This window comes from Herbaspirillum sp. C7C2, from assembly GCF_022627865.1.
GTDB lineage: Bacteria > Pseudomonadota > Gammaproteobacteria > Burkholderiales > Burkholderiaceae_D > Herbaspirillum > Herbaspirillum frisingense.
Genome location: NZ_JABXGI010000024.1, coordinates 38,358 through 62,766, shown reverse-complemented (window position 1 = coordinate 62,766; position 24,409 = coordinate 38,358). Strand labels below are relative to the sequence as shown.

The following is a 24,409-nucleotide window of genomic DNA, read 5'->3' as shown; positions in this document are numbered from 1 at the left end:
TCGAAGGCGCTGCTCAGCTTGTGGCGCGCCTTCGATACGCGGCTACGCCGCTACTCAGGACGAACGGTCAGCGGTGGTGCAAACAAAGTCTGAGCGAGCTTTCGAGCTGGTAACAAGCTTAACTGAACGGCATTAGAGCCGATGGCTCCGTTTTTATTTGCTCGTTGAATTTCATCTAAGCACAAAGACATCCTCCCGATGTTCCACGTGAAACAGTAGCGATGCTGTTTCATTGATCAGCTATACCTATCGGAAGTCATCGCCGATAGCGTTAGACAGGGCAGGGAAGTGCGGTAAACCAACAGCCAGGGACCTGCCTGCCGACCCCTCCGGATAAAAGGTCTTATAATCTCGCCTCTGTTCTCACCTCACCACGAGGCCCGCATCATGCTATTCCCCACACAATTTGACGTCATTGTCGTTGGCGGCGGTCACGCCGGCACCGAGGCTGCACTGGCCGCAGCACGCATGGGCCAGAAAACCCTGCTCTTGACGCACAACATCGAGACGCTAGGCCAGATGTCCTGCAATCCCTCCATCGGCGGAATCGGCAAGGGCCACCTGGTCAAGGAAGTCGATGCCATGGGTGGGGCGATGGCCATTGCCACCGACGAGGCGGGCATCCAGTTCCGCATCCTGAACTCCTCCAAAGGGCCGGCCGTGCGCGCTACCCGCGCCCAGGCTGACCGCATCCTGTACAAGGCAGCGATCCGCTCCCGTCTGGAAAACCAGCCCAACCTGTGGCTGTTCCAGCAGGCAGTGGATGACCTGATGCTGGAAGGTGACCGCGTCGTCGGCGCCGTGACCCAGGCCGGCATCCGCTTCGCAGGCCACGCAGTGGTATTGACCGCGGGTACCTTCCTGGACGGGAAAATCCACGTAGGACTGAACAATTATTCCGGCGGCCGTGCCGGTGATCCGCCAGCCGTCTCGCTTTCCGCCCGATTGAAGGAATTGAAGCTGCCGCAAGGCCGTTTAAAAACCGGCACGCCGCCGCGTATCGATGGCCGCAGCATCAACCTGGCCATCCTGGAAGAACAACCGGGCGATCTCGATCCGGTACCGGTGTTCTCCGTCATGGGCAACGCCGCCATGCATCCGCGCCAGATGCCGTGCTGGATCACCCATACCAACAGCCGTACCCACGACATCATCCGTGGCGGCCTGGATCGCAGCCCCATGTACACCGGCGTCATCGAAGGCGTGGGCCCGCGTTACTGCCCCTCCATCGAAGACAAGATCCATCGCTTCGCCAGCAAGGATTCTCACCAGATCTACCTGGAACCCGAGGGCCTGACCACCCACGAGTTCTACCCCAATGGCATCTCCACCAGCCTGCCATTCGACGTGCAGCTGGAGCTGGTGCGCTCGATGAAGGGCATGGAAAACGCCCACATCCTGCGCCCCGGCTATGCCATCGAATACGATTACTACGACCCGCGTGGCCTGAAGTCCTCGCTGGAGACCCGCCAGGTGCAGGGCCTGTTCTTCGCCGGCCAGATCAATGGCACCACAGGTTACGAAGAAGCGGCCGCCCAGGGCATGCTGGCCGGCATCAACGCCGCCTTGCAGACCCAGGGCCGTGACGCCTGGACCCCGCGCCGCGACGAAGCCTATCTGGGCGTGCTGGTCGACGACCTGGTCACCCAGGGCGTGCAGGAGCCGTATCGCATGTTCACCAGCCGTGCCGAATACCGTCTCTCGCTGCGCGAAGACAATGCCGACCTGCGCCTGACCGAAATCGGCCGCGAACTGGGTTGCGTGGGCGACGCCCAGTGGGAAGCCTTCGAACGCAAGCGCGAAGCCGTTTCACGTGAAATGGAACGCCTCAAGTCCACCTGGGTGAATCCGCGCATCCTCGCCGCTGCCGAAGCCGAACGTGTGCTGGGCAAGGCCATCGAGCGCGAATACAACCTGCTGGACCTGCTGCGCCGTCCCAACGTCAACTATGACAGCCTGATGAGTCTGACCGGCACGGAAGGCCAGCCCCTGGCCGGCCCCGGCATCGAAGACGGCCCGGTGCGCGAGCAGGTCGAGATCCAGGTCAAGTACGCCGGCTACATCGCCCGCCAGGCCAACGAGATCAGCCGCCAGGACCATAACGAAAACCTGAAGCTGCCCGCCGATCTGGATTACATGGACGTCAAGGCACTGTCCATCGAAGTACGCCAGAAGCTCAACAAGCACCGTCCGGAAACCCTGGGCCAGGCCTCGCGCATTTCCGGCGTGACCCCGGCGGCGCTGTCGCTGTTGCTGGTGCATCTGAAGAAGGGCGGCCTGAAGCAGTTGGCCGCCAGCGACAACCAGGCGGCCTGAAGCTGCGCAAAGCTTCACATTACTGCCCGCGGCACTACCGACCCAGATCAATAACAAGGCATCACGGATGAGCAACACTGCAGACCTGTCCTCACTGACCCGCACCCTGAAAGAGGGGGCCCAGGCCCTCGGGCTCACGCTCTCGGAGGCGCAGATCGCCAGGCTGATGGCCTACCAGGCCCTGCTGGCGAAGTGGAACAAGGTCTACAACCTGACCGCCTTGCGTGACCCGGCCCAGATGGTGTCGCACCACCTGCTGGATTCGCTCTCGGCCATGACCGCCTTTGCCGGCGCGCAGCGCGTGCTGGATGTGGGTGCCGGCGGTGGCCTGCCGGGCATCGTGCTGGCGATCTGGGCCGCCGAGGCCGAGCCGCAGATGAAGATCACCCTGGTCGATACGGTCCAGAAGAAGACCGCCTTCCTCAACCAGGTCAAGGCTGAATTGCAACTGGGCAATGTGACGGTCCTGCATGCCCGCGTCGAGCAGTTGCCAGTCGAGCAACAGTACGATGTCATCACGTCGCGCGCCTTTGCGGAACTGAAGGACTTCGTCACATGGTCGAACCACCTCCTGCAACAAGGTGGCAAGTACATCGCCCTCAAGGGTGTGCTGCCGCAAGAGGAAATCGACCGGTTGCCGGCGGGGTGGAAGGTGCAGCGAGTGCAGCCCCTGCAGGTGCCGGGCCTGGATGCCGAACGGCATCTCATCTTCATGGAAAGAGCGACCTGATGAACAAACTCAAACAGGCCCTGGTGGCCACCATGGTCTCGATGGCAGCCTATGGCGTCATCGCCACCGCCAGCGCCCAGGAAGTCAAGACCGTGCCCTCCGTGGACCTGAAGCGCTATGCGGGCAAGTGGTACGAAATCGCCAAGATTCCCAACAGCTTCCAGAAAAAATGCATCTCCGGCACCAGCGCCGAGTATGCTGGCCGTGACGATGGCATGATCGACGTCACCAACCGCTGCAAGACCGCCGATGGCATCGATGAAGCCAAAGGCGTGGCGCGGGTGGTCCCGGGCAGCAACAACAGCAAGCTGGAAGTGCGCTTTGCGCCAGCCTGGCTGTCGTGGGTGCCGATGGTCTGGGGCGACTACTGGATCATGGACCTGGACGAGCAATACACGCTGGCCACCGTCGGCAGCCCCTCGCGCGAATACCTGTGGATTCTCTCGCGCACGCCGACCATCAGCGACGAGCAATACGAGAACGCACTCAACAACGCCACCAAGCAGGGTTTCGATACCGCGCGGGTGGTCAAGAGCAAGCCGTAATACGGCACCTGACATCAGGCCGGCGGCCCGGGCAGCAACCCGGGCCGCTCACATTCAAGGAGACCCACCATGCAGGCGATCTTTCATTCCCTCGGCATCACCGATATCTGGCAACTGATTGCCGCCACCATGGTGTTCCTGCTGCTGCCCGGCCCCGGTACCTTCTGCGTGCTGACCTGCGCGGCCAAGGGTGGCTTGCGCGGTGGCTTCATGGCGCAGGCGGGTCTCATGCTCGGTGACATCGTGCTCATGTTCCTGGCGGCGGCCGGCGTGGCCGCGCTGCTGCACGCCAACCCCTTGCTGTTCCACGGCCTGCAATACCTGGGCGCGGCCTACCTGGCCTACCTCGGCGGGCGTCTTTTGTTTGCAAGAGGCGAGGGCGGTGGTACAGTCGTACCCTTTTCCAACGCCGCAGAATTCCGGCGCGGCTTTCTGGTCACCTTGTTCAACCCGAAAGCCATCGTGTTTTATATGGCGTTCTTCCCGCTGTTCCTGGACCCCGCCACGCAACAGGGCTCGCTCACCTTCTTCACGATGGGCGCCGTGATCAGTACCTGCACCTTGTTCTACGGCAGTTTCCTGATCTTCGTCGGCAATGCCGCCGCCCGTCGCATGGCCCGCAATCGCACCATCGCCAAGCTGGCCTCACGTGCGGCCGGGATCTTCCTGATCGGTTTCGGCATCAAGTTGACCACGCAATAACGCTCACATAAAAAAGATATGGCAAAAATATTTTGTGTCGCCAACCAGAAAGGTGGCGTAGGCAAGACCACCACCGCGGTCAACCTGGCCGCCGGTCTGGCGCAGCTGAACCAGCGCGTGCTGCTGGCCGACCTCGATCCCCAGGGCAATGCCACCATGGGCGCCGGCATCAACAAGGCCACGCTGGAAGCGTCGATCTATGAAGTGCTGCTGGGCATGTCCGATATCCGCAGCGTGCGCAAGCGTTCGGAGGCGGGCGGTTTCGACGTGCTGCCGGCCAATCGTGAGCTGGCCGGTGCCGAAGTCGAGATGGTCGAACTGGAGCAGCGCGAGGCGCGCCTGAAGATTGCCTTCGCCGAGGTGGCGGAAGACTACGACTTCATCCTCATCGACTGCCCGCCGGCACTGTCCATGCTGACCCTGAACGGCCTGTGCTCGGCGCATGGCGTGATCATCCCGATGCAGTGCGAATACTACGCACTCGAAGGCCTGTCGGACCTGGTCAATACCATCAAGAAGGTGCATGCCAAGCTGAACCCGGAGTTGAAGGTGATCGGTCTGCTGCGGGTGATGTTCGACCCGCGCATGACGCTGTCGCAACAGGTCTCGGACCAGCTGGAACAGCACTTCGGCGACAAGGTCTTCAAGACCGTCATCCCGCGCAATGTGCGACTGGCCGAAGCGCCGTCGTACGGCTTGCCGGGCGTGACCTTCGATCCTTCCTCCAAGGGTGCGCAGGCCTATATCGCGTTCGGCGCGGAAATGGTCGAGCGCATCAAGACGCTGTAATCAGGCATCGTTTTCATCAGGCAATCGCATGGCAACTCTACCGAAAAAATCCAAGGGACTGGGACGCGGACTGGACGCACTCCTGGGTGGCTCCTCCGACATCACCGAAGAAGCGCAGGCGCAAGCGGCCAAGGCCGGCCTGCCCAGCGTGATGGCCGTCACCGAGCTGCAGGCCGGCAAGTACCAGCCGCGCACCCGCATGGACGAGGGCGCGCTCAACGAGCTGGCCGCTTCCATCAAGGAACAGGGCCTGCTGCAGCCCATCCTGATCCGCGCCATCGGCCAGAAGAACGGCCGCGACGTCTACGAGATCATCGCCGGCGAGCGCCGCTTCCGCGCCGCCAAGATCGCAGGCCTGACCGAAGTGCCGGTGCTGGTGAAGAACGTGGACGACCAGACCACCGCCGCCATGGCGCTGATCGAAAACATGCAGCGCGAGGACCTCAATCCCCTGGAAGAAGCCCAGGGCATCCATCGCCTGATCACCGATTTCGCCTTCACCCACGAGCAGGCAGCGCTGGCCGTGGGCCGCTCACGCAGTGCGGTGTCGAACCTGTTGCGCCTGCTGAACCTGGCCAAGCCGGTGCAGACCATGCTCATGGCCGGCGACATCGACATGGGCCATGCCCGTGCGCTGCTGGCGGTGGATTCGGCGACCCAGATCCAGCTGGCCAACCAGATCGTGGCCAAGCGCATGTCGGTGCGCGACGCCGAAAAGCTGGTCACCCGCGCCTCCGCCGAACAGGCCGCCAAGCCACGCGAAGCCCGCGACAAGTCGCGTGACATCGCCCGGCTGGAAGAAGAGCTCTCCGACCTCCTGGCGACCCAGGTCAGCATCAAGACCGGCGCCCGCAACAAGGGGCAGTTGATCATCAACTTCAACGACCTCGATGCCCTGGATGGCGTCATCGCCCGCCTGCGCGGCGAGTCGGTGGAGAGCTGATCGCCTGCTTGCGCAGCGCGTGATGTAAGGCGCGTGGCGCGACGCCGAAAAAAATGGGCTGCAAGTGACATCACTTGCAGCCCATTTTTATTGATATAAATAATTTACTTTTTCTGTGCCTCGGGATCAGAAGGTCCGCTGCACGTCCGAGCGCGGCGGCAGCTGATAGCTCCAGGTCTCGGTCAGCGGCTTGCCGTTGGCGGTGAGCGCGGCCCGCAATTCCACCGCCTGTGCAACGTTGCGGATCTTCACCCGCAAGGTCAGGCGCCAGCCGTTGATGGCTAGATTGGGCTGCAGTTGCGCATCGATCAGCTCGCCATTGTTGGACACGCTCACCTGCGGCTGCACCTGGGTCCCGGCCGGCAGCTTGCCCAGCGGGCCGCCGGTGAAGTCCACCAGCAGGGCCGTGGTACCGTCGAAGGCGCGGATCAGGTTGGCCTGCGTGAGCTCGCCATCGGTATGGAAGGTCTGCTTGACCCAGCCCACCTCGTTGTTGAGGATGGCCGGCTCGTCCATGGTCCAGTGGATGCGGTAGTCGTAGGCCACCGGCGTGCCGCGGGCCGGCAATTGCGACGGCAGCCAATAGGCCACGATGTTGTCGTTGGTCTCGTCGGCGGTGGGGATTTCCACCAGTTGCACCGCGCCACGACCCCAGTCGCCACGCGGTTCGATCCAGGCCGAAGGACGCAGGTCGTAGCGGTCCTTCAGGTCTTCGAAGGCCGAGAAATCGCGGCCCCGCTGCAGCAGCCCGAAGCCACGCGGATTGGTCACCTCGAAGGAACTCACTTCCACGTTCTGCGGATCGTTGAGCGGACGCCACAGCCATTCGCCATTGCCGGTGTGGATCGCCAGACCGTTGGAGTCATGGATGGCCGGACGGAAGTTGCGGCGCGAGGATTGCTGGTTGGGGCCGAACAGGAACATGCTGGTCAGCGGCGCAATGCCCAGGCGACCCACTTCGCCGCGCAGGAACACGCGGGCCTGCACATCCAGCAGCGCATCCTGGCCCGGGGTCAGCGTGAATTTGTAGGCGCCGGTGGCGCGTGGCGAATCCAGCAGCGCATAGAAGGTCAGCTGCTTCTCGCCCGGGGCTGGACGCTGGATCCAGAATTCGGTGAAGTGCGGGAATTCCTCGCCGCTCAGCATGGCCGTATCGATGGCCAGGCCGCGCGCCGACAGGCCATAGACCTGGCCCTTGCCGATCACGCGGAAATAGCTTGCGCCCAGCACGCTCATGACCTCGTCTTCCTTGTCATCGCGGTTGAGCGGATAGACCACCCGGAAGCCCGCATAGCCCAGATGCGCGGTGCTGTCCTTGGCCAGCGCCAGGTCGCCGAAGTTGAAGCGGTCGGTGCTGTAGCCCACATCCTGCACGCGACCATCGATGATCTCGTGGATCGCCACCGGCGCGTTGAACTGCATGCCCTGGTGGTAGAAGGCCAGCTTGAAGGGCGTCTTCTGGTCGCGCCATTCGAACTTCTCGCTCTTGGGCTGGATCTTCATGTAGTCGGCGAACTGCATCGCCGCAAAGGTCGGCGAGAGATTGCTCGCCGGTTTCTGGTAAGGCTTGTCAGCCAGCGCCCTGGCGCGTGCCACGGCCTGGTTGAGGTCGAAGCCCTGGTTGCTCTGCGCCTGCACCGAGGCTGCCAGCAGCGAGGCTGTCAGCACCATGCCGTGCAGGAAATTCCATTTCAATCCACGTTTGATCAATGCATCTCTCCACAAAGAGGCGGCATTCCAGCACAAACGGGCTGGTCACCGCCATGGTCCTGTCTGTCCTACAGGCATCAAAACAGAATAATATAGCGAACCGTCCGACCGGCTAAGCATCATAGAAGACAAGCAATAACTGATCCCGCCGGCCAGACCGCCTTCGACGGGCCGCTGCACCCTGTAGAGAGCAGCGCGCCGCCAAAGTTTAGAAAAAGAGAGGAAACCCGTGTCCCACAAGCTTACCGAGCGGCAAGCCGCGCCCGTGCGCCGCCCCCGCCTGGCCTTGGCCATGACCCTGTGCGCGCTGGCCTGTAGCGCCGCGCTCAGTGGCCCCGCGGCCCATGCGCAAGCCAACCCCGCCTTGCTGGGTGACAAGACCGCCTTCATCGACGACCTGCTGCGCCAGATGACGCTGGAAGAAAAGATCGGCCAGTTGCGCCTGATCAGCATCGGCCCGGAAATGCCCGCCAAGAAGCTGGCAGAAGAACTGGCCGCCGGCCGCGTCGGTGGCACCTTCAATTCGGTCACCCGCGCCGAGAACCGGCCGCTGCAGGAAGGCGCGATGCGCTCGCGCCTGAAGATCCCGATGTTCTTCGCCTACGACGTGATCCACGGCCATCGCACCACCTTCCCGATCGGGCTGGGCCTGGCCTCCAGCTGGGACATGGACCTGGTCGCCAAGGCCATGCGCACCTCTGCCGAGGAAGCCGCGGCCGACAGCATCGACATGACCTTCGCGCCGATGGTGGACATCAGCCGCGACCCGCGCTGGGGCCGCACCTCGGAAGGCTTCGGTGAAGACCCCTACCTGGTCTCGCGCATCGCCGATGTCTCGGTGCGCGCATTGCAGGGCGAGACCCGTCCCATCGCCGCCAATCGCGTCATGGCCAGCGTCAAGCACTTCGCGCTGTATGGGGCGGTGGAGGGCGGGCGCGACTACAACGTGGTCAACATGGACCCGCAACGCATGTACAACGACTACCTGCCGCCGTATCGCGCCGCCATCGATGCCGGCGCCGGTGCAGTGATGGTGGCGCTCAATTCCATCAATGGCGCCCCGGCCACCTCCAACACCTGGCTGCTGCAGGACCTGCTGCGTCGCGATTGGGGCTTCAAGGGCCTGACCGTGTCTGACCACGGTGCCATCACCGAACTGGTCAACCACGGCGTGGCGCAGAACGATAGCGAAGCGGCGCGCCTGTCCATGAAGGCCGGCACCGACATGAGCATGGCCGACCAGGTCTACATCAAGCAACTGCCGGAGCTGGTGCGCTCGGGCAAGGTCTCGCAGCAGGAACTGGACAACGCCGTGCGCGACATCCTCGGCGCCAAGTACGACCTGGGCCTGTTCAAGGACCCGTTCGTGCGCATCGGCCGTGCGGCCGATGATCCGGCCGATGTCTATGCCGATGCACGCCTGCATCGCGCCGCGGCCCGTGAAGTGGCGCAGCAGTCCATGGTGCTGCTGGAAAACCGCAACGCCACGCTGCCGCTGAAGAAGAATGCCCGCATCGCGCTGGTCGGCCCGCTGGCCGATTCGCACATCGACATGCTGGGCAGCTGGTCGGCCGCCGGTCGCGACAAGCAGACCATCACCGTGCGCCAGGGCCTGCAGGCCGCGGTGGGCACGCAGGGCAGGCTGGTCTATGCCCGTGGCGCCAACATCACCGAAGACAAGCACATCGTCGATTACCTCAACTTCCTGAACTGGGATGATCCGGAGGTGGTGCAGGACAAGCGCAGCCCGCAGGCGATGATCGCCGAAGCCGTGCAGGCGGCCGCCAATGCCGACGTCATCGTGGCCGCCGTGGGTGAGTCGCGTGGCATGTCGCATGAATCCTCCAGCCGTACTTCGCTGTCGCTGCCGCAGAGCCAGCAAGATCTGCTCAAGGCGCTCAAGGCCACCGGCAAGCCGCTGGTGCTGGTCTTGATGAATGGCCGCCCGCTGGACCTGAACTGGGCACGCGAGAACGCCTCGGCCGTGCTGGAGACCTGGTACACCGGCACCGAGGGTGGCAATGCGATTGCCGATGTGCTGTTCGGCGACGTCAATCCTTCCGGCAAGCTGCCGCTGACCTTCCCGCGTTCGGTGGGGCAGATCCCGAGCTACTACAACCATGCGCGTGTCGGTCGTCCCTTTACCGAAGGCAAGCCCGGCAACTACACCTCGCAATACTTCGACGAGCCCAATGGCCCGCTCTATCCCTTCGGCTATGGCCTCAGCTATACCGAGTTCAAGCTCTCCGAGGTGAGCCTGTCGCAGCCCACCATGCAGGCCGATGGCAAGGTGGAGGCCAGCGTCACCGTGAAGAATATCGGCCGCCGCGCCGGTGCGACCGTGGTGCAGCTGTACATCCGCGATGTGGCGGCCTCGGTGGTGCGCCCGGTCAAGGAACTGAAGGATTTCCGCAAGCTGATGTTGCAGCCGGGAGAAGAAAAGCAGGTGCGCTTCAGCATCGACCGCAAGGCGCTGTCCTTCTATAACGCCAAGCTGGAATACGTGGCCGAGCCGGGTGAATTCCAGGTGCAGGTGGGCCTGGATTCCAAGGAGGTGAAGACGGCTTCGTTCAATCTGCAGTAAGGGTCTGCGGAAAGGGCGATAGGTCTCCCATCAGTCCGAACGGTATGAGATGGGAACCGCCATGGATGTTCATGCGGATCTTCGTCAGGCAAAGAAAAATGGGCACACTCAACAGAGTGTGCCCATTTTCATTTCCGGCCCGGCTTTGCATAAATGATATAAATCATTTATACAGCGATGGCATCAGGCCGCTGCTGCTTCGTCTTCCTCTTCACCCAGGAAGCCACCGCTCTGGTGCGCCCACAGCCGCGCATACAAGCCGTTGGCTGCCAGCAGCTGGCTGTGCGTGCCTTGCTCGACGATGCGCCCCTGGTCCAGCACGATCAGGCGATCCATGGCCGCGATGGTGGACAGACGGTGCGCGATGGCGACTACGGTCTTGCCTTCCATCAGCTTGTACAGGCTGGTCTGGATGGCCGCTTCCACTTCCGAATCGAGCGCGCTGGTGGCCTCGTCCAGCAGCAGGATGGGAGCGTCCTTGAGCATCACGCGGGCAATCGCGATGCGTTGGCGCTGGCCGCCGGACAGCTTCACGCCGCGCTCACCGACATGGGCGTCGTAGCCGGTGCGGCCCTTGGCATCGGCCAGGGTGCCGATGAAATCATGCGCCTCGGCCTGTTCGGCGGCGTGGACCATCTCGGCATCGCTGGCGTCGGGACGGCCATAGATCACGTTCTCGCGCACCGAACGATGCAGCAGGGAGGTGTCCTGGGTGACCATGCCGATCTGCGCGCGCAGGCTGTCCTGGGTGACGTGGGCGATGTCCTGGCCATCGATGGTGATGCGGCCACCCTCGATATCGTAGAAACGCAGCAGCAGGTTGACGATGGTCGACTTGCCGGCACCGGAGCGGCCGACCAGGCCGATCTTTTCGCCGGGTTTGATCACCAGGTCCAGGCGGTCCACCACCGGACGTGGCGCCGCGCCACCATAGCTGAAGCTCACGCCCTCGAAGCGCAGTTCGCCCTGCGCGACCTTCAGCGGCTTGGCATCCGGCGCATCCTTGACGTCATGCGCCAGCGCCAGCGTATTGATGCCGTCCTGCACCGTACCGACGTGCTCGAACAGGGCCGACATTTCCCACATCACCCAGTGGGCGATGCCGTTCAGGCGCAGCGCCATGGCGGTGCTGGCGGCCACCGCACCGATGCCCACCTTGCCCTGGGTCCACAGGTACAGCGATACCCCGCTGGCTCCGATGATGAGGATCATGTTCAGGATGTGGTTGACCACCTCGAAACCCGAAACCAGCCGCATCTGGCGATGCACCGTGGTCAGGAATTCGCGCATCGCGCTGCGGGCGTAATCAGCCTCGCGGCCGGCATGCGAGAACAGCTTGACGGTGGCGATGTTGGTGTAGGCGTCCGTGATGCGACCGGTCATCAGCGAACGCGCATCGGCCTGGTTGCGTGCCACCGCCGACAGGCGCGGCACGAAGTAGCGTAGTGCCACCGCGAAGGCTGCCAGCCAGACGAAGAAGGGCGCCAGCATCCACATGTCGAAGCTGCCGACCACGCCGATCAGGGTCGCGAAGTAGATGGTGATGAAGACCAGGATGTCGCCCACGATCATGCAGAAGTCACGCACCGCCAACGCGCTTTGCATGACCTTGGTGGCGACCCGGCCGGCGAATTCGTTCTGGTAGAAGCTCATGCTCTGGCTGAGCATGAGGCGATGGAAATTCCAGCGCAGCAGCATGGGGAAGTTGCCGGCCAGGGTCTGGTGCTTGAACATGGTCTGCAGTGCGATCAGCAGCGGACTGGCGGCCAGGATCAGCAACAGCCACAGCAGCGTGTGTCCCTCTTGCGCCCACAGGTGTGCCGGTTCGACCTTGGCCAGCCAGTCGACGATGCGGCCCAGCGCCGCAAACAGCAGTGCCTCGAATACACCGATGATGGCCGTCATCAGCGTCATGGCGGCGATGTAGGGGCGTACGCCCCGGGTACAGAACCAGATGAAGCGCATGAAGCCGCGTGGCGGCGGCAGCGGATGTGTTTCCGGGTAGGGATGGACCAGTTTTTCGAACCAGCTGAACATGCAACAAACTCCAAAAAGGGGGCGGCGGGCGACGGCGATACTGCGGCGGGCGCAGGACAGGCCAGGTTGGCCTGCGGCGCGGCTTCATGCGTGGCTGGCGGATCGTTGCGGCAGCAGGGCCGCTATCGTGATCCGGGGCTAGCCCGCGATAGGGTGGACGCCATGGAAGCCGCATCATCTCATAGGCATGGGGCCCAGGTGTATCGGACAAGACAAAAACACTTGTCGGAAAATCGGAATGGTGGTCGGCGCTTGAAGTTCCCTGATCGGCGATACTGATGAATTGCCATCCATTCATCTGTTGCAGCCATGAATCTCTCTCAAGCCGCCGTCGCCTTCCTGCCACAGGAGCAGTTGGCCCTATCGTTGTTGCCCTATGTCCTCGACGACGCCGCTGATGGTTCGCATGATCTTTCGCACCTGCTGCGGGTCTGGAACAATGCACGTCGCCTCCAGCAGGAGGAGGGCGGTGACCTGCGCATCCTGCTGGCCGCCGTGCTCTTGCATGACTGCGTGCGGGTGGAGAAGGATTCGCCCCTGCGCGCCCAGGCCTCGACGCTCTCGGCGCAACGCGCGCGGGAAATCCTGGACGCGCTGGGGTGGACCGCGCAAGACGCCGACCGCGTAGCCCATGCCGTGCAGGCCCACAGCTACTCGGCGCAGATCACGCCGCAGTCGCTGGAGGCGAAGATCGTGCAGGATGCCGACCGGCTGGATGCCATCGGCGCCATTGGCGTGGCACGTTGCTTCTATGTGGCGGGGCGGATGGGGTCGGCGCTCTATGAACCGCTGGACCCACAGGCGCACGGGCGGGTACTGGAGGATCGTCGCTTCGCGCTGGACCATTTCCCGGCCAAGCTGTTGCGCTTGCAGGAGGGCTTCCAGACCGCCAGCGGAGCGGCCATGGCCAGCGCACGGCAGGCACGCATGCGCGCGTTCGTGGAGGACTTCCTGGGGGAGTTGTGAGGGGGAGGGTGGTGCGCAGGGGAGCGCCAGCAGCGCCTGCCCGCTCGCGAGGGGAAGAGCAGGTGGCACGGACCGAGGCCACCTGATCACCAGATCACTTCACTTGAGCATCAGGCCGCCAGTTTTTCCATCGGCAGTGCCGGTGCCACTTGCAGCGGGACCTGTACGGTACGCAACAGCGGTGCGGTTTGCGCTGTCCTTGCCGTGGACACCCCCGCCACCGGTGCCGCCACCAGCGCGTCCGGTGCTTCCAGCTGGAATACGCCCACCGCCTGGTTCAGGTTCACCGCCTGCTCCTGCAGCGTGGCCACGGCGGCGCTGGCCTGTTCCACCAGCGCGGCATTGTGCTGGGTCACCTGATCCATCAGCGCAATGGCCTTGTTGACTTCCTCGATGCCCACGCTCTGCTCATGGCTGGCGGTGGAAATCTCGCCCATCACATCGGTCACCTGCTGCACGCTGGTCACGATCTGTTCCATGGTCTCGCCGGCACGTTCCACCAGGCGGGTCCCGGCTTCGACGTTGTTGACCGAGGCGTCGATCAGTTGCTTGACTTCCTTGGCGGCCGCCGCGCTGCGTTGGGCCAGGCTGCGCACCTCGGTGGCGACCACGGCGAAACCACGGCCCTGTTCACCGGCGCGGGCCGCTTCCACTGCGGCATTCAAGGCCAGGATGTTGGTCTGGAAGGCGATGCCGTCGATCACCCCGATGATGTCCACGATCTTGCGCGACGAGGTGTTGATGGCGGCCATGGTATCGACCACCTCTTCGACGATGGCGCCACCCTGCTTGGCGATGTCGGAGGCATTGCGGGCCAGCTGGTTGGCTTCGCGGGCATGGCCGTCGTTCTGCTTGACGGTGGCTGTCAGCTGCTCCATGGCCGAGGCGGTTTCTTCCAGCGAGGCGGCCTGGTCTTCGGTGCGGGCCGAGAGGTCGCTGTTGCCGGCGGCGATCTGGGCGCTGATGGTGGCCACACCGGCGGCCGCATCACGCACTTCGCTGACGGTGTTGCGCAGGTTGCCGCTCATTTCGGCCAGGGCTTCCATGATGCTCTGGCGACGCGCATTGCCGACACGGCGCAGCGTCACCTCGTGGTACAGCTCCCCACGGTCCACGGCCAGCGCCACTTGCTTGACCTCGTCCGGTTCGGCGCCCAGTGCGCCACGGATGGAGCGGGTGATCAGCGTGGCCAGCACCACGCCGGCCACCAGCGCGGCGCTGAGCAGGATCAGCATGAAGGCCTGGAAGCCGCGTGCGGTGCTGCGGGCCTTGGCTGATTCCGCCTGGCTCATGCCTTCTTCCAGGTCGATGAACTGGTTGATCGCGGCCAGCCATTCGACAAAGGCCGGCTTGACCTGGCCCAGCATCAACTGGCGCGCAGCCTCGATGTCACCCGCCTTGCGTGCCGCGATGGCCTTGGCGGCCAGCGGCATGGCGCGGGCTTCCATGGCCTTGATGCGTTCCAGGCTGGCGCGCTCGTCGGGACGCACGCTCATGCTGGCGAAGACCGCATCGAGCGGCTTGGCCGACTGCTGGTAATCGGCGTCGAGCTTGTCGATCAGCGCCATCACGTCCTTGACCTCGGCATCGCCCACCAGGGTCAGGTCGCGCAGGGCGATGGCGCGGTCATGCACGCTGCCGCGGAAGTTGATGGCGTAGCGCTGCTTGACGTTGTTGTCTTCGCTGACCCGCGCCAGGCTGCCTTCGATGGCATTGACCTTGGTAATGCTGACCACGGTCAGCACCAGCATCATCGCCAGTACCAGCGCAAAGCTCAGCGACAATTGGGCGGCGACGCTCAGTGAGCGACGCTTGGGGGTAAGTGGATGCATGACAGGCTCCCTGGAATGATGGACTGGTGACGCGACAGTGACTTGTGACCGATGCTGCCGATGTTGCCGATGCTGCCGATGCTGCCGATTATTGCGGGTCAGCCCGCAGGCGCCTACCAGACGATGGTATTAGTCCACCTTCGGACATGGCGCTGATGACCGGCAACATGGTGCGAAGAGGGCAGTCTAGCGGCAATCGCCATGGCCCTGGATTGAATCTTCCGATGGAAGCGATAGCCTCTGCGCAGTCCCACGGGATGGGCGGGGAGAGGGTGCTTAAGCCTGCGTTAAGTCTTCTGCGGCAAGCTGGGCAGCAAAACAACCGCCAGGACCACGACATGACCGAACACCCGTCCCCTGCAGTCGCTTCCACGCCACCGGCCGATCCCGGCCATCTCGCCAACCGTGCCACCCGCGCCCAGATATGGCGGCTCATCCGGCCGTTCTGGGTGTCCGAAGAAAAGTGGAAGGCCTGGGCGCTGCTGCTGTCCATCATTGCCCTGAACCTGGGCATGGTCTACATCAACGTGCGCCTGAACTCGTGGAACCGCGACATGTACAACGTGCTGCAATCGCGCGACTATCCGCAGTTCAAATCGCTGCTGTGGCAGTTCTCGGGACTGGCCTTCGTGTTCGTGGCCATCGCCATCTACAGCGTCTACCTGAAGCAGGCGCTGCAGATCCGCTGGCGCTACTGGATGAGCACCCGCTATCTCGACCAGTGGCTGGCGCATCGCGCCTATTACCGCATCGAGCAGGGGCAGGAGGGGCGGCTCTCGGACAACCCCGACCAGCGCATTGCCGAGGACCTGCATGCGCTGACCTCCGATACGCTGTCGCTGGTGCTCGGATTCATCTCCAGCAGCGTCACCCTGTTTTCCTTCATCCATATCCTGTGGTCGGTCAGTGGCCCGCTGAGTTTTTCGGCCGGTGGTCACAGCTGGGTCATTCCCGGTTACATGGTCTGGTTCGTCATCGCCTATGCCGCCGTCGGGTCCGGGCTGGTGTGGTGGATCGGTCGTCCGCTGGTGGGGCTGAGCTTCAACCAGGAGCGCTTCGAGGCCAACTTCCGTTTCGGTCTGATCCGCGTGCGCGAGCATGCCGAGGCGGTGGCCCTGTATCGCGGCGAGGCGCAGGAACGCACGCAGCTCACGGCACGCCTGGACGATATCCGCCGCAACTGGTGGGACATCATGCGGCTGACCAAGAAGCTCAATGTGGCCGTCAATTTCTATGGCCAGTTCGCCGTGATCTTCCCCATGCTGGTATCGGCGCCGCGCTACTTCTCGGGCGCCATTTCGCTGGGTGTGCTGATGCAGATCAGCGATGCCTTCGGCCAGGTGCAGGATGCGCTGTCATGGTTCATCAATGCCTTCACCACGCTGGCCAGCTGGAAGGCCAGTATCAACCGGCTGGCGGGCTTCCATGCCGATGTGGAGCGTGCGGCCGGCATGGCGCGCACCATCGAGGTCACGCCGCATGCGGGCAGTGCGGTGACGGTGTCGGGTTTGCAGCTGTCCTTCCCGGATGGTGCGCCGATGATGCGCAGCCTCGATGCCCGGGTGGAGTCGGGCGAGCACGTGCTCATCAGCGGCCCCTCGGGGTGTGGCAAGTCCACGCTGATCCGCGCCATGGCCGATGTCTGGCCCTATGGTCATGGCCAGGTCAGCCTGCCGCAGGATGCCCCGGTGATGTTCCTGCCCCAGCGCAGCTACCTGCCCATCGGCAGCCTGCGGGCCGCGCTCTCCTATCCGGCGGCCGAAGGCAGTTTCGAAGATGCCCTCATCACCCGTTACCTGGCCCTGTGCCGCCTGTCACACCTGGCCGACCGGCTGGATGTGGCGGCCAACTGGAGCCAGGCACTGTCGCCGGGTGAGCAGCAACGGCTGGCCTTCGTGCGGGTGTTTCTGAATCGTCCGCGCATCGTGTTCCTGGATGAAGCCAGCAGCGCCATGGATGGCGAGACCGAAGAGGCGCTCTATGCCGCCTTGCCGCGCGAGCTGCCGGGCGTGACCGTGATCAGCATCGCGCACCGCGAGACGCTGGCGCGCTTCCACGATGTGCGCTGGAAGTTCGTGCCGGCGGCAGCGGGCGAGGGTGAGGGCGCGGGGCATCGGGTACAGATGCAGCCCATCGCGTCGTGACCTCACCGGTTGGCGCGACCATACCGTTTTTGCATAAGCTCGGCAGAGAGGGCGTGACAGAATGGATTCATCGCGGCACGGTTCGCCGCATCCACCCGCTCACCCACGATTACTGGAAAGCCCACCATGAACGATCCCATCGTCTATCTCAATGGCGAACTCACGCCGCTGTCCGAAGCCCGCGTCCCGGTGCTGGATCGCGGTTTCATCTTCGGCGATGGCATCTACGAGGTGATCCCCATGTATCGCCGCAAGGCCTTCCGTGGTCGCCAGCACCTGGCGCGCCTGTTCCGCAGCCTGGACAGCATCGGTATTCCCAATCCGCATGACGAGGCCGGCTGGAACGCCCTGATCGACCAGGTCGTGCAGGCCAACGGTCTGGACGACCAGATGATCTACCTGCAGGTCACCCGGGGTGTGGCCAAGCGCGCCCACGCCTTCCCCAAGGAAGTGGTGCCGACGGTCCTGATCATGACCAACCCCATGGCACTGCCACCGGCTTCGGCCATCGAGCAGGGCGTGGCCTGCGTGACCATGGAAGATCGCCGCTGGCTCAATTGCCAGATCAAGTCGACCTCGCTGCTGGGCAATGTGCTGGCCGCGCAGTTCGCCGCCGAAAACCAGGTGACCGAGGCGATCCAGTTCCGTGACGGTTTCCTGTCGGAGGCGTCGTCCTCCAATGTGTGGGTGGTCAAGGATGGCAAGATTTCGGCGCCGCCCAAGGACAACCTGATCCTGGAAGGCATCCGCTACGGCCTGATGGAAGAGCTGTGCGCCGAAGAGGGCATCGTGCTGCAGTCGCGTCGCATCACCCGCGAGGAAGTGCTGGCCGCCGACGAGCTCATCATTTCCTCGGCCAGCAAGGAAGTGCTGCCGGTGGTCAAGCTGGACGGCCAGCCGGTAGGCAGCGGACGTCCGGGTCCGGTGTTCGGCAAGGTCTATGCGGCCTACCAGGCAGCCAAGGCCCGTCTGTAAACGTGTCGGCAATGTGGTCAATGGCGACCCTGACGTTTTCTGCACGTGGGGTCGCCGGCATGGCGTAGAATGCAGGTATCCCCCACCCGTATTCACCTGACCCTCCGCTTGAAGCGCGCCGGTTCATCCCCATCTGGGAGCATTGAAACCAGGAGCGCCGAAGCGGACAACGCCAAGGCGGTTTGCCATGACTATGCCCACTATTTCCCCTGAAGAATCCCTGATCGAATATCCCAGCGACTTCCCCATCAAGGTGGTCGGGATCACCCATGACGATTTCGCCGAAACCATCGTCGCCATGGTCATCGAGCACGATCCCGAGTTTCATGCGGGCAAGGTCGAGATGCGGCCGTCCACCCAGGGCAAGTACCTGTCGCTGACGCTGACCGTGCGCGCGACCAGCCGCACCCAGCTCGACAACATCTATCGCGCGCTGTCCACGCACGAGATGGTCAAGTTCGTGCTCTGATCCGGTTCGCGGTGTCGCAAGGTCGGCAAAGACCGGCGCAGTCCTTCGGAATGCGCCGGTTTTTTCATGGACTTTTCGCTTTTTTGCGGGCTGGCGTTTTCGGCACATCGCCCGGCCAGCCGGGGATGGCCTGGAAGCGTTGCATCTCCTCGAAGATCCATTGGCGGAAGGCCACCACGCCGGGCTTTTCCAGTCCTTCCGGCAGGTGCACCAGGTAATGCGCCTCCTCGCACAACTGGGCCACGTCGAACAGGCGTACCAGCGTGCCACTGGCGATTTCCTGCCAGGCAATGGTGTGTCGCGACAGCGCTACGCCCTTGCCCTCGACGGCATGGCGCAGGGTCAGTGAGGAGTCTTCCACCACCAGCGTGCCGCTGGGTTCCGGCAGATCCAGCCCGGCCAGGGTCAGCCAGGGTTGCCAGGACTCGCGGGTATCCATGCGCAACAGGGTGCAATGGGCCAGGTCAGCCGGGCGCGTGAGCTTGCGGCTACGGCCACCGTCGCCGCGATAGCCGGGCGCGGCCACCGGGTAGTAGTAATCGTCGCTGAGCTTTTCGGTGACCACGCCGCTGTACTGTCCGCGACCGAAGCGGATGCCCACATCCACCCCGTCCAGACGCAGGTCGGCCAGATGGCTGCCCGATTGCAGCACCACCTCGATTTCCGGATGGGCATCGATGAACTTCCACAGGCGCGGCGCCAGCCAGCGCGAGGCGAACGAGGGCGTGGCCGAGATCACCAGGCGCTGCTGGCGGTTCAGGCTGCGCAGATGTTCGGCGGCCTGGGCGATTTCACCGAGCGACTTGCGGATGGTGGCGGCGAAGCGCTGGCCGGTCTCGGTGATGGCGATGCGCTTGCCGTGGCGTTTGAAGAGCTGCAGGCCCAGGTCTTCTTCCAGCGCACGCACCTGGTGGCTGATGGCGCCGGGGGTGACATGCACCTCCTCGGCCGCGCGCGAAAAGCATTCGTGGCGGGCAGCCGCGTCGAAGGCGCGCAGGGCGGCCAGGTTGGGCAGTTTCCGGAGATCGGCCATGGTGGGCTCCTTGTGAATTCCATTCGCAAAGAAACGCAATATATATCGTTTTGTGGGCCTGCAGGGTTTTCCTACAATGGTGACTCATTCACCATCACTTCAGGCATTTTCCCTCTGAAAGTCGCACCCGATCGGGCAGTGCGGCAGGGACGCGGCTTGTCTGGATTTTCGCAAGGGAGTACCCGCCATGGCAATTTCATTCGCAGATCAGACGATTCCGGAACGGCTTCTGGAAGGACAGACGCAGACCCGCCGCCTGCGCGGTGGGGTGCGCATCCGCGTCACCAGCGGCCTGGTGTGGCTGACCATTGCCGGCTGCCGGCAGGACATCTGGCTCACGGCCGGACGTTGCTTCGACTACCACGGACGCGGGCTGGCGATCCTCGAAGCGGTGCACGGCGCGGCCGAGTTCACGGTGTCGCCCCTGCGCGTCGCGGGCTGGCGCAGCTGGCTGTCCGGTGCTGGCATCGCTCCCCAGGCGCCGCTGCTGCCGGTGGCTGAGGGTGACGACACGGTGCGTATCAGCAGCATCAGCAAGTTGTTGCCGCACGGACTGATCCGCTGGTTCTGACACGGCCCTGTCCGAATTTCGCTACACTGGCGGGCATGCAAACCGCACTACCCCCCGCCAGCGCCGGCACCACGCCCGCCGCCACGGCCCGCCGTCCAGAGCTCGTACGGCGCGGCGTCGAGTCCTACGAGACCAGCTTCGCCGCCATGCGCGCCTACACCGATGCGCGCACCGCCGACAGCCCCGACCAGCTCTGGATCGTCGAACATCCCCCCGTCTATACCCTGGGCCTGGGCGCCGACCGCGCCCATGTGTTGAACCCGCACGACATCCCGGTGGTGCAGACCGACCGGGGGGGCGAGGTCACCTACCATGGCCCCGGACAGGTGGTCATCTACCTCTTGATGGACCTGCGCCGCAACCGCAGCGGGGCGCGCCTGTTCGCCCGTGAATTCGTGCACAACATCGAAGAGGCGGTGATCGCCACGCTGGCGGCGTATAATCTCGCCGGTGTACGCAAGGAAGGGGCGCCCGGCATCTACGCCGCCGACGGCCCCTGGCAGGGCGCCAAGGTGGCCGCGCTGGGCTTGAAGATACGGGGCAACGGCTGCACCTACCACGGGGTATCGCTCAACGTGGCCATGGACCTGGCGCCGTTTTCCTGGATCAACCCCTGTGGCTACGAAGGCCTGGCCACCGTGGACATGCAGACCCTGGGGGCCGGACAGGCCCGCCTGGCCGATGTCCAGGACTTGCTTGCCGACCAACTGATCGCCCGCTTCGCGGGCATGGCTTGAGCCTCACGCGCTGAGCGCGCCCGGGGCCGGAACGACCGACATGACGACCGAAATCACTTCCGCAGCAGATTCCTCCTCCAATGCCAATGCCGCCGGTGCGGCCCGCGTGAACCCGCTGGACAAGCAGAAGGGCGCCGGCAAGACCGCCTGGATTCCCATCAAGGTGGTGGCCGCCGAAAAGCTGAAGAAGCCGGACTGGATTCGCGTCAAGGCCGGCTCGCCGACCACGCGCTTCTACGAGATCAAGGACATCCTGCGCGCCAACAACCTGGTGACGGTCTGTGAGGAAGCCTCCTGCCCCAACATCGGCGAATGCTTCGGCAAGGGCACTGCGACCTTCATGATCATGGGTGACAAGTGCACCCGCCGCTGCCCGTTCTGCGACGTCGGCCACGGTCGTCCCGACCCGCTGGACCCCAACGAGCCGGAAAACCTGGCCAAGACCATCGCCCAACTGCGCCTGTCCTACGTGGTCATCACCAGCGTGGACCGCGACGACCTGCGCGACGGCGGTGCCGCCCACTTCGCGGCCTGCATCCAGCGTGTACGCGAATTGTCGCCCGAGACCCGCATCGAGATCCTGACCCCGGACTTCCGTGGCCGCATGGACCGCGCCCTGGAAATCCTCAAGATGGCCCCGCCGGACGTGATGAACCACAACCTGGAAACCGCGCCGCGCCTGTACAAGGAAGCCCGCCCCGGTTCCGACTACGAGTATTCGCTGAGCCTGTTGAAGCGCTTCAAGGACCTGCATCCGGAAGTGCCGACCAAGTCCGGCATCATGGTCGGCCTGGGCGAGACCGACGAGGAAGTGCTGCAGGTCATGCGCGACATGCGCGCCCACAACGTCGACATGCTCACCATCGGCCAGTACCTCATGCCCAGTGGCGACCACCTGCCGGTACGCCGCTACGTGCACCCCGACACCTTCAAGATGTACGAGGAAGAGGCCTACAAGATGGGCTTCGTGCACGCCGCCGTGGGCGCCATGGTGCGTTCCAGCTACCACGCCGACCAGCAGGCGCACGGGTTGGTGTAAGCCGGCCGGCTTCGCACTGCAAGGCCCCGCCGTGTGCGGGGCTTTTTCTTGTTTGAGAGCGATTCAAATTCTCCATACAAGTCGCTCAGGTGGCTTGTATGGGATAGCGGGGCGCTGAAAGAAACCCGGCCGCAAGGTAAGATACGCGGTTCTGAGCATTCGATTCGAAAGCAGGTTGTCATGTCCTCATCCATCGCCCCGGCCGCCGCCGTGCCGGAAGAAAAACTGGTCTTCGTCAGTTCGTGCAAGTTGCCCATGCCCTGGGCCACCTTCGAGCTGCACGCCTTCTACGATGAAGTTTCCGGCAAGGAACATCTGGCCCTGACCCTGGGCGATGTCGGCAACGGCGCACCGGTGCTGGGCCGCGTGCATTCCGAGTGCCTCACCGGCGACGCCTTGTTCTCCCAGCGCTGCGACTGCGGCGCCCAGCTGGAGGCCGCCCTCAAGAAGATCGCCAAGGAAGGCCGGGGCGTGCTGTTCTACCTGCGCCAGGAAGGCCGTGGCATCGGCCTGTTGAACAAGATCCGCGCCTACCACCTGCAGGACCAGGGCGCCGATACCGTGGAAGCCAATGAACGCCTGGGCTTCCCGGCGGACATGCGGCGCTACACCATCGTATTGCCGATGCTGGCCCACCTGAAGATCACCAGCCTGCGCCTGATGACCAACAACCCGCGCAAGGTGAAGGCGCTGGAAGAGAGCGGCATCACCGTGGCCGAGCGCATTGCCCTGATCGCCAACCACAATCCTTTCAACATCGGCTACCTTGGGACCAAGGCGCGCAAGCTGGGGCACCTGCTGCCGGGCCTGGGCAAGGGCGAGGCCCAGCCGCAGCCGGAGAAGGTGCCGCTGGATGCGCACGACAATGAGTGAACTGCACGGGTAAGCAGCGCGAGGGAATCGCACAACACCAGACGGGCCGATACGGTCCGTCTTTTTTTTGCCCGTTCCGGCCTGCCCCCTTGACGCATCGGTTAGCATGGTGACTGGACTGTCCATTCTCATTCCGTCTTTACAACATGAACCCATCCGTACCCGCCGGCGCTGCGCCGATTCCCGTGTCCCTGCTCACCGGCTTCCTGGGCAGCGGCAAGACCACGCTGTTGAATCACCTGATCACCCAGCCGGAAATGAAGGACACGCTGGTCATCATCAACGAGTTCGGCGAGATCGGGCTGGATCACCTGCTGGTGGCGCATAGCCAGGAAGAAACCATCGTCGAGATGAGCAGCGGCTGCCTGTGCTGCACCATCCGTGGCGATCTCAAGAAGACGCTCAAGGACATCACCTGGCGCTTCGCCGAAGGCGGCCAGCGCAAGTTCAACCGGGTGGTTATCGAGACCACCGGCCTGGCCTCGCCCACGCCCATCCTGCACACGCTGATGACGGACCCCTTCATTTCGGAGCGCTATCGTCTCGATGGCGTGATCGTCACGGTCGATGCGGTCAATGGCATGTCGACCCTGGACAATCATCCGGAAGCCGTGCAACAGGCGGCGGTCGCCGACCGCCTGCTGCTGACCAAGACTGACCTGGCCGACGCTGCCACGCTGTCGGCCCTGCAGGCGCGCCTGCGTACGCTGAACCCCGGTGCGCGCCAGTTGCAGCCGCAGGTGGGCCAGATCGCGGCCGGCGAGTTGCTGGATGCGGGCCTGTTCAAGCCGGGCGAGAAGATGCCCGACGTGGCGCGCTGGCTCAACGAGGAAGCCTTCGCCGAGAAAGCGGCCCAGCACCACCATCACGGGCATGACCACCATCACCACGGTCATCATGACCATGAACATGATGATCACGGCCACGCGCATGCACACGCGCATCACGAGCATGAGCACGAGCATGATCACGCCCACGACGTGAACCGTCACGACGACCATATCCGTGCCTTCTGCTTTACCTTCGACGAACCCATCGATCCGGTGCTCTTCGATGAATGGCTGAGCTTGCTGGTGGGCTTCAAGGGGCCCAACATCCTGCGCATCAAGGGCATCCTCAACCTCAAGGGTGAGGAACTGCCGACCGTGATCCATGGCGTGCAGCACATCTTCCATCCCACCACCACCTTGCCGCAGTGGCCTTCCGAGGATCGCCGCAGCCGCATCGTCTTCATCACCCGCGACGTCGAGCGCGCCACCATCGAGCGCTCCTTCGACGCTTTCATGCAGGCCCAGCAGATCGAGCGGGAGGCGCGCGAGGCGCAGCAGAAGCGCAATGCGGCACCGGCCGCCTATTGAGCAGGACCGGCCGCGCAGGCGGCCGCATGTTCCCGCGGGGAAACATGAAAACGACC

Annotated in this window: 20 protein-coding genes; 16 read left to right on the top strand and 4 right to left on the bottom strand. The window is 63.9% G+C overall.

Going from position 1 to position 24,409, the window contains the following annotated elements:
* Positions 1-387: 387 nt before the first annotated feature.
* The 6 genes from mnmG to HWE04_RS21500 all read left to right on the top strand — a co-directional run bounded on the left by mnmG (position 388) and on the right by HWE04_RS21500 (position 6,025).
* On the top strand, positions 388-2,316 hold the full coding sequence (gene mnmG, locus HWE04_RS21525; RefSeq protein ID WP_102664051.1) for a tRNA uridine-5-carboxymethylaminomethyl(34) synthesis enzyme MnmG: 1,929 nt from the start codon (positions 388-390) through the stop codon (positions 2,314-2,316).
* 67 nt (positions 2,317-2,383) lie between these two features.
* Entirely contained in the window at positions 2,384-3,046 is a 663-nt protein-coding gene (gene rsmG / locus HWE04_RS21520) for a 16S rRNA (guanine(527)-N(7))-methyltransferase RsmG (protein ID WP_102664050.1), read from the top strand.
* Positions 3,046-3,591, top strand: a complete 546-nt coding sequence (locus HWE04_RS21515; RefSeq protein ID WP_006463429.1) for a lipocalin family protein — start codon at positions 3,046-3,048, stop codon at positions 3,589-3,591. The genes rsmG and HWE04_RS21515 overlap by 1 nt, the downstream gene beginning before the upstream one ends.
* Before the next feature lie 69 nt (positions 3,592-3,660).
* Positions 3,661-4,293, top strand: coding sequence for a leucine efflux protein LeuE (gene leuE / locus HWE04_RS21510; protein WP_006463428.1), 633 nt, complete (start codon positions 3,661-3,663; stop codon positions 4,291-4,293).
* Positions 4,294-4,311: 18 nt separating this feature from the next.
* The gene (locus tag HWE04_RS21505) at positions 4,312-5,082 is read left to right on the top strand and encodes a ParA family protein (protein ID WP_006463427.1); all 771 of its coding nucleotides are present in this window, start codon (positions 4,312-4,314) and stop codon (positions 5,080-5,082) included.
* A gap of 28 nt (positions 5,083-5,110) precedes the next feature.
* Positions 5,111-6,025 carry a ParB/RepB/Spo0J family partition protein gene (locus HWE04_RS21500; protein ID WP_006463426.1) on the top strand — a complete coding sequence of 305 codons (915 nt, stop codon included), beginning with the start codon at positions 5,111-5,113 and terminating at the stop codon, positions 6,023-6,025.
* Between the two features lie 126 nt (positions 6,026-6,151).
* Here HWE04_RS21500 and HWE04_RS21495 read toward each other — a convergent pair whose 3' ends face one another.
* Entirely contained in the window at positions 6,152-7,696 is a 1,545-nt protein-coding gene (locus tag HWE04_RS21495; RefSeq protein ID WP_241813666.1) for a glucan biosynthesis protein G, read from the bottom strand.
* A 268-nt stretch (positions 7,697-7,964) separates the two neighbouring features.
* Between HWE04_RS21495 and bglX the strand changes: the two genes are divergently transcribed.
* Positions 7,965-10,319 carry a beta-glucosidase BglX gene (bglX, locus tag HWE04_RS21490; protein WP_241813665.1) on the top strand — a complete coding sequence of 785 codons (2,355 nt, stop codon included), beginning with the start codon at positions 7,965-7,967 and terminating at the stop codon, positions 10,317-10,319.
* Positions 10,320-10,502: 183 nt separating this feature from the next.
* On the opposite strand, the gene HWE04_RS21485 is transcribed toward bglX, so the two are convergent.
* Complete coding sequence (locus tag HWE04_RS21485) at positions 10,503-12,356, bottom strand: ABC transporter ATP-binding protein (protein ID WP_241813664.1); 1,854 nt, start codon at positions 12,354-12,356, stop codon at positions 10,503-10,505.
* Positions 12,357-12,665: 309 nt separating this feature from the next.
* Between HWE04_RS21485 and HWE04_RS21480 the strand changes: the two genes are divergently transcribed.
* Positions 12,666-13,322, top strand: a complete 657-nt coding sequence (locus HWE04_RS21480; RefSeq protein WP_241813663.1) for an HD domain-containing protein — start codon at positions 12,666-12,668, stop codon at positions 13,320-13,322.
* A 110-nt stretch (positions 13,323-13,432) separates the two neighbouring features.
* Here the strand turns inward: HWE04_RS21480 and HWE04_RS21475 are convergent, their stop codons facing one another.
* Complete coding sequence (locus HWE04_RS21475; protein WP_241813662.1) at positions 13,433-15,154, bottom strand: methyl-accepting chemotaxis protein; 1,722 nt, start codon at positions 15,152-15,154, stop codon at positions 13,433-13,435.
* Positions 15,155-15,492: 338 nt separating this feature from the next.
* Between HWE04_RS21475 and HWE04_RS21470 the strand changes: the two genes are divergently transcribed.
* The 3 genes from HWE04_RS21470 to HWE04_RS21460 all read left to right on the top strand — a co-directional run bounded on the left by HWE04_RS21470 (position 15,493) and on the right by HWE04_RS21460 (position 18,742).
* Entirely contained in the window at positions 15,493-17,298 is a 1,806-nt protein-coding gene (locus HWE04_RS21470; RefSeq protein WP_241813661.1) for an ABC transporter ATP-binding protein/permease, read from the top strand.
* Positions 17,299-17,424: 126 nt separating this feature from the next.
* Entirely contained in the window at positions 17,425-18,273 is an 849-nt protein-coding gene (locus HWE04_RS21465; RefSeq protein ID WP_077238604.1) for a D-amino acid aminotransferase, read from the top strand.
* A 187-nt stretch (positions 18,274-18,460) separates the two neighbouring features.
* The gene (locus HWE04_RS21460) at positions 18,461-18,742 is read left to right on the top strand and encodes an HP0495 family protein (RefSeq protein ID WP_039875317.1); all 282 of its coding nucleotides are present in this window, start codon (positions 18,461-18,463) and stop codon (positions 18,740-18,742) included.
* A 64-nt stretch (positions 18,743-18,806) separates the two neighbouring features.
* Here the strand turns inward: HWE04_RS21460 and gcvA are convergent, their stop codons facing one another.
* Positions 18,807-19,775: a transcriptional regulator GcvA gene (gene gcvA / locus HWE04_RS21455; RefSeq protein WP_006463417.1), complete on the bottom strand. Its 969-nt coding sequence runs from the start codon at positions 19,773-19,775 to the stop codon at positions 18,807-18,809.
* A 187-nt stretch (positions 19,776-19,962) separates the two neighbouring features.
* Between gcvA and HWE04_RS21450 the strand changes: the two genes are divergently transcribed.
* The 5 genes from HWE04_RS21450 to HWE04_RS21430 all read left to right on the top strand — a co-directional run bounded on the left by HWE04_RS21450 (position 19,963) and on the right by HWE04_RS21430 (position 24,353).
* Positions 19,963-20,346: a DUF2917 domain-containing protein gene (locus HWE04_RS21450; protein ID WP_241813660.1), complete on the top strand. Its 384-nt coding sequence runs from the start codon at positions 19,963-19,965 to the stop codon at positions 20,344-20,346.
* Positions 20,347-20,381: 35 nt separating this feature from the next.
* Positions 20,382-21,083 carry a lipoyl(octanoyl) transferase LipB gene (gene lipB, locus HWE04_RS21445; protein WP_241813659.1) on the top strand — a complete coding sequence of 234 codons (702 nt, stop codon included), beginning with the start codon at positions 20,382-20,384 and terminating at the stop codon, positions 21,081-21,083.
* A gap of 40 nt (positions 21,084-21,123) precedes the next feature.
* On the top strand, positions 21,124-22,122 hold the full coding sequence (gene lipA, locus HWE04_RS21440; RefSeq protein WP_180671075.1) for a lipoyl synthase: 999 nt from the start codon (positions 21,124-21,126) through the stop codon (positions 22,120-22,122).
* A gap of 180 nt (positions 22,123-22,302) precedes the next feature.
* The gene (ribA, locus tag HWE04_RS21435; protein WP_241813658.1) at positions 22,303-22,995 is read left to right on the top strand and encodes a GTP cyclohydrolase II; all 693 of its coding nucleotides are present in this window, start codon (positions 22,303-22,305) and stop codon (positions 22,993-22,995) included.
* A 146-nt stretch (positions 22,996-23,141) separates the two neighbouring features.
* On the top strand, positions 23,142-24,353 hold the full coding sequence (locus HWE04_RS21430) for a CobW family GTP-binding protein (RefSeq protein WP_241813657.1): 1,212 nt from the start codon (positions 23,142-23,144) through the stop codon (positions 24,351-24,353).
* Positions 24,354-24,409 lie beyond the last annotated feature (56 nt).

Coding starts and splice junctions, on each gene's coding strand:
- mnmG (WP_102664051.1), top strand. CDS start 388: ATGCTATTCCCCACACAATTTGACGTCATTGTCGTTGGCGGCGGTCAC.
- rsmG (WP_102664050.1), top strand. CDS start 2,384: ATGAGCAACACTGCAGACCTGTCCTCACTGACCCGCACCCTGAAAGAG.
- HWE04_RS21515 (WP_006463429.1), top strand. CDS start 3,046: ATGAACAAACTCAAACAGGCCCTGGTGGCCACCATGGTCTCGATGGCA.
- leuE (WP_006463428.1), top strand. CDS start 3,661: ATGCAGGCGATCTTTCATTCCCTCGGCATCACCGATATCTGGCAACTG.
- HWE04_RS21505 (WP_006463427.1), top strand. CDS start 4,312: ATGGCAAAAATATTTTGTGTCGCCAACCAGAAAGGTGGCGTAGGCAAG.
- HWE04_RS21500 (WP_006463426.1), top strand. CDS start 5,111: ATGGCAACTCTACCGAAAAAATCCAAGGGACTGGGACGCGGACTGGAC.
- HWE04_RS21495 (WP_241813666.1), bottom strand. CDS start 7,696: ATGGTGCTGACAGCCTCGCTGCTGGCAGCCTCGGTGCAGGCGCAGAGC.
- HWE04_RS21485 (WP_241813664.1), bottom strand. CDS start 12,356: ATGTTCAGCTGGTTCGAAAAACTGGTCCATCCCTACCCGGAAACACAT.
- HWE04_RS21480 (WP_241813663.1), top strand. CDS start 12,666: ATGAATCTCTCTCAAGCCGCCGTCGCCTTCCTGCCACAGGAGCAGTTG.
- HWE04_RS21475 (WP_241813662.1), bottom strand. CDS start 15,154: ATGCATCCACTTACCCCCAAGCGTCGCTCACTGAGCGTCGCCGCCCAA.
- HWE04_RS21470 (WP_241813661.1), top strand. CDS start 15,493: ATGACCGAACACCCGTCCCCTGCAGTCGCTTCCACGCCACCGGCCGAT.
- HWE04_RS21465 (WP_077238604.1), top strand. CDS start 17,425: ATGAACGATCCCATCGTCTATCTCAATGGCGAACTCACGCCGCTGTCC.
- HWE04_RS21460 (WP_039875317.1), top strand. CDS start 18,461: ATGACTATGCCCACTATTTCCCCTGAAGAATCCCTGATCGAATATCCC.
- gcvA (WP_006463417.1), bottom strand. CDS start 19,775: ATGGCCGATCTCCGGAAACTGCCCAACCTGGCCGCCCTGCGCGCCTTC.
- HWE04_RS21450 (WP_241813660.1), top strand. CDS start 19,963: ATGGCAATTTCATTCGCAGATCAGACGATTCCGGAACGGCTTCTGGAA.
- lipB (WP_241813659.1), top strand. CDS start 20,382: ATGCAAACCGCACTACCCCCCGCCAGCGCCGGCACCACGCCCGCCGCC.
- lipA (WP_180671075.1), top strand. CDS start 21,124: ATGACGACCGAAATCACTTCCGCAGCAGATTCCTCCTCCAATGCCAAT.
- ribA (WP_241813658.1), top strand. CDS start 22,303: ATGTCCTCATCCATCGCCCCGGCCGCCGCCGTGCCGGAAGAAAAACTG.
- HWE04_RS21430 (WP_241813657.1), top strand. CDS start 23,142: ATGAACCCATCCGTACCCGCCGGCGCTGCGCCGATTCCCGTGTCCCTG.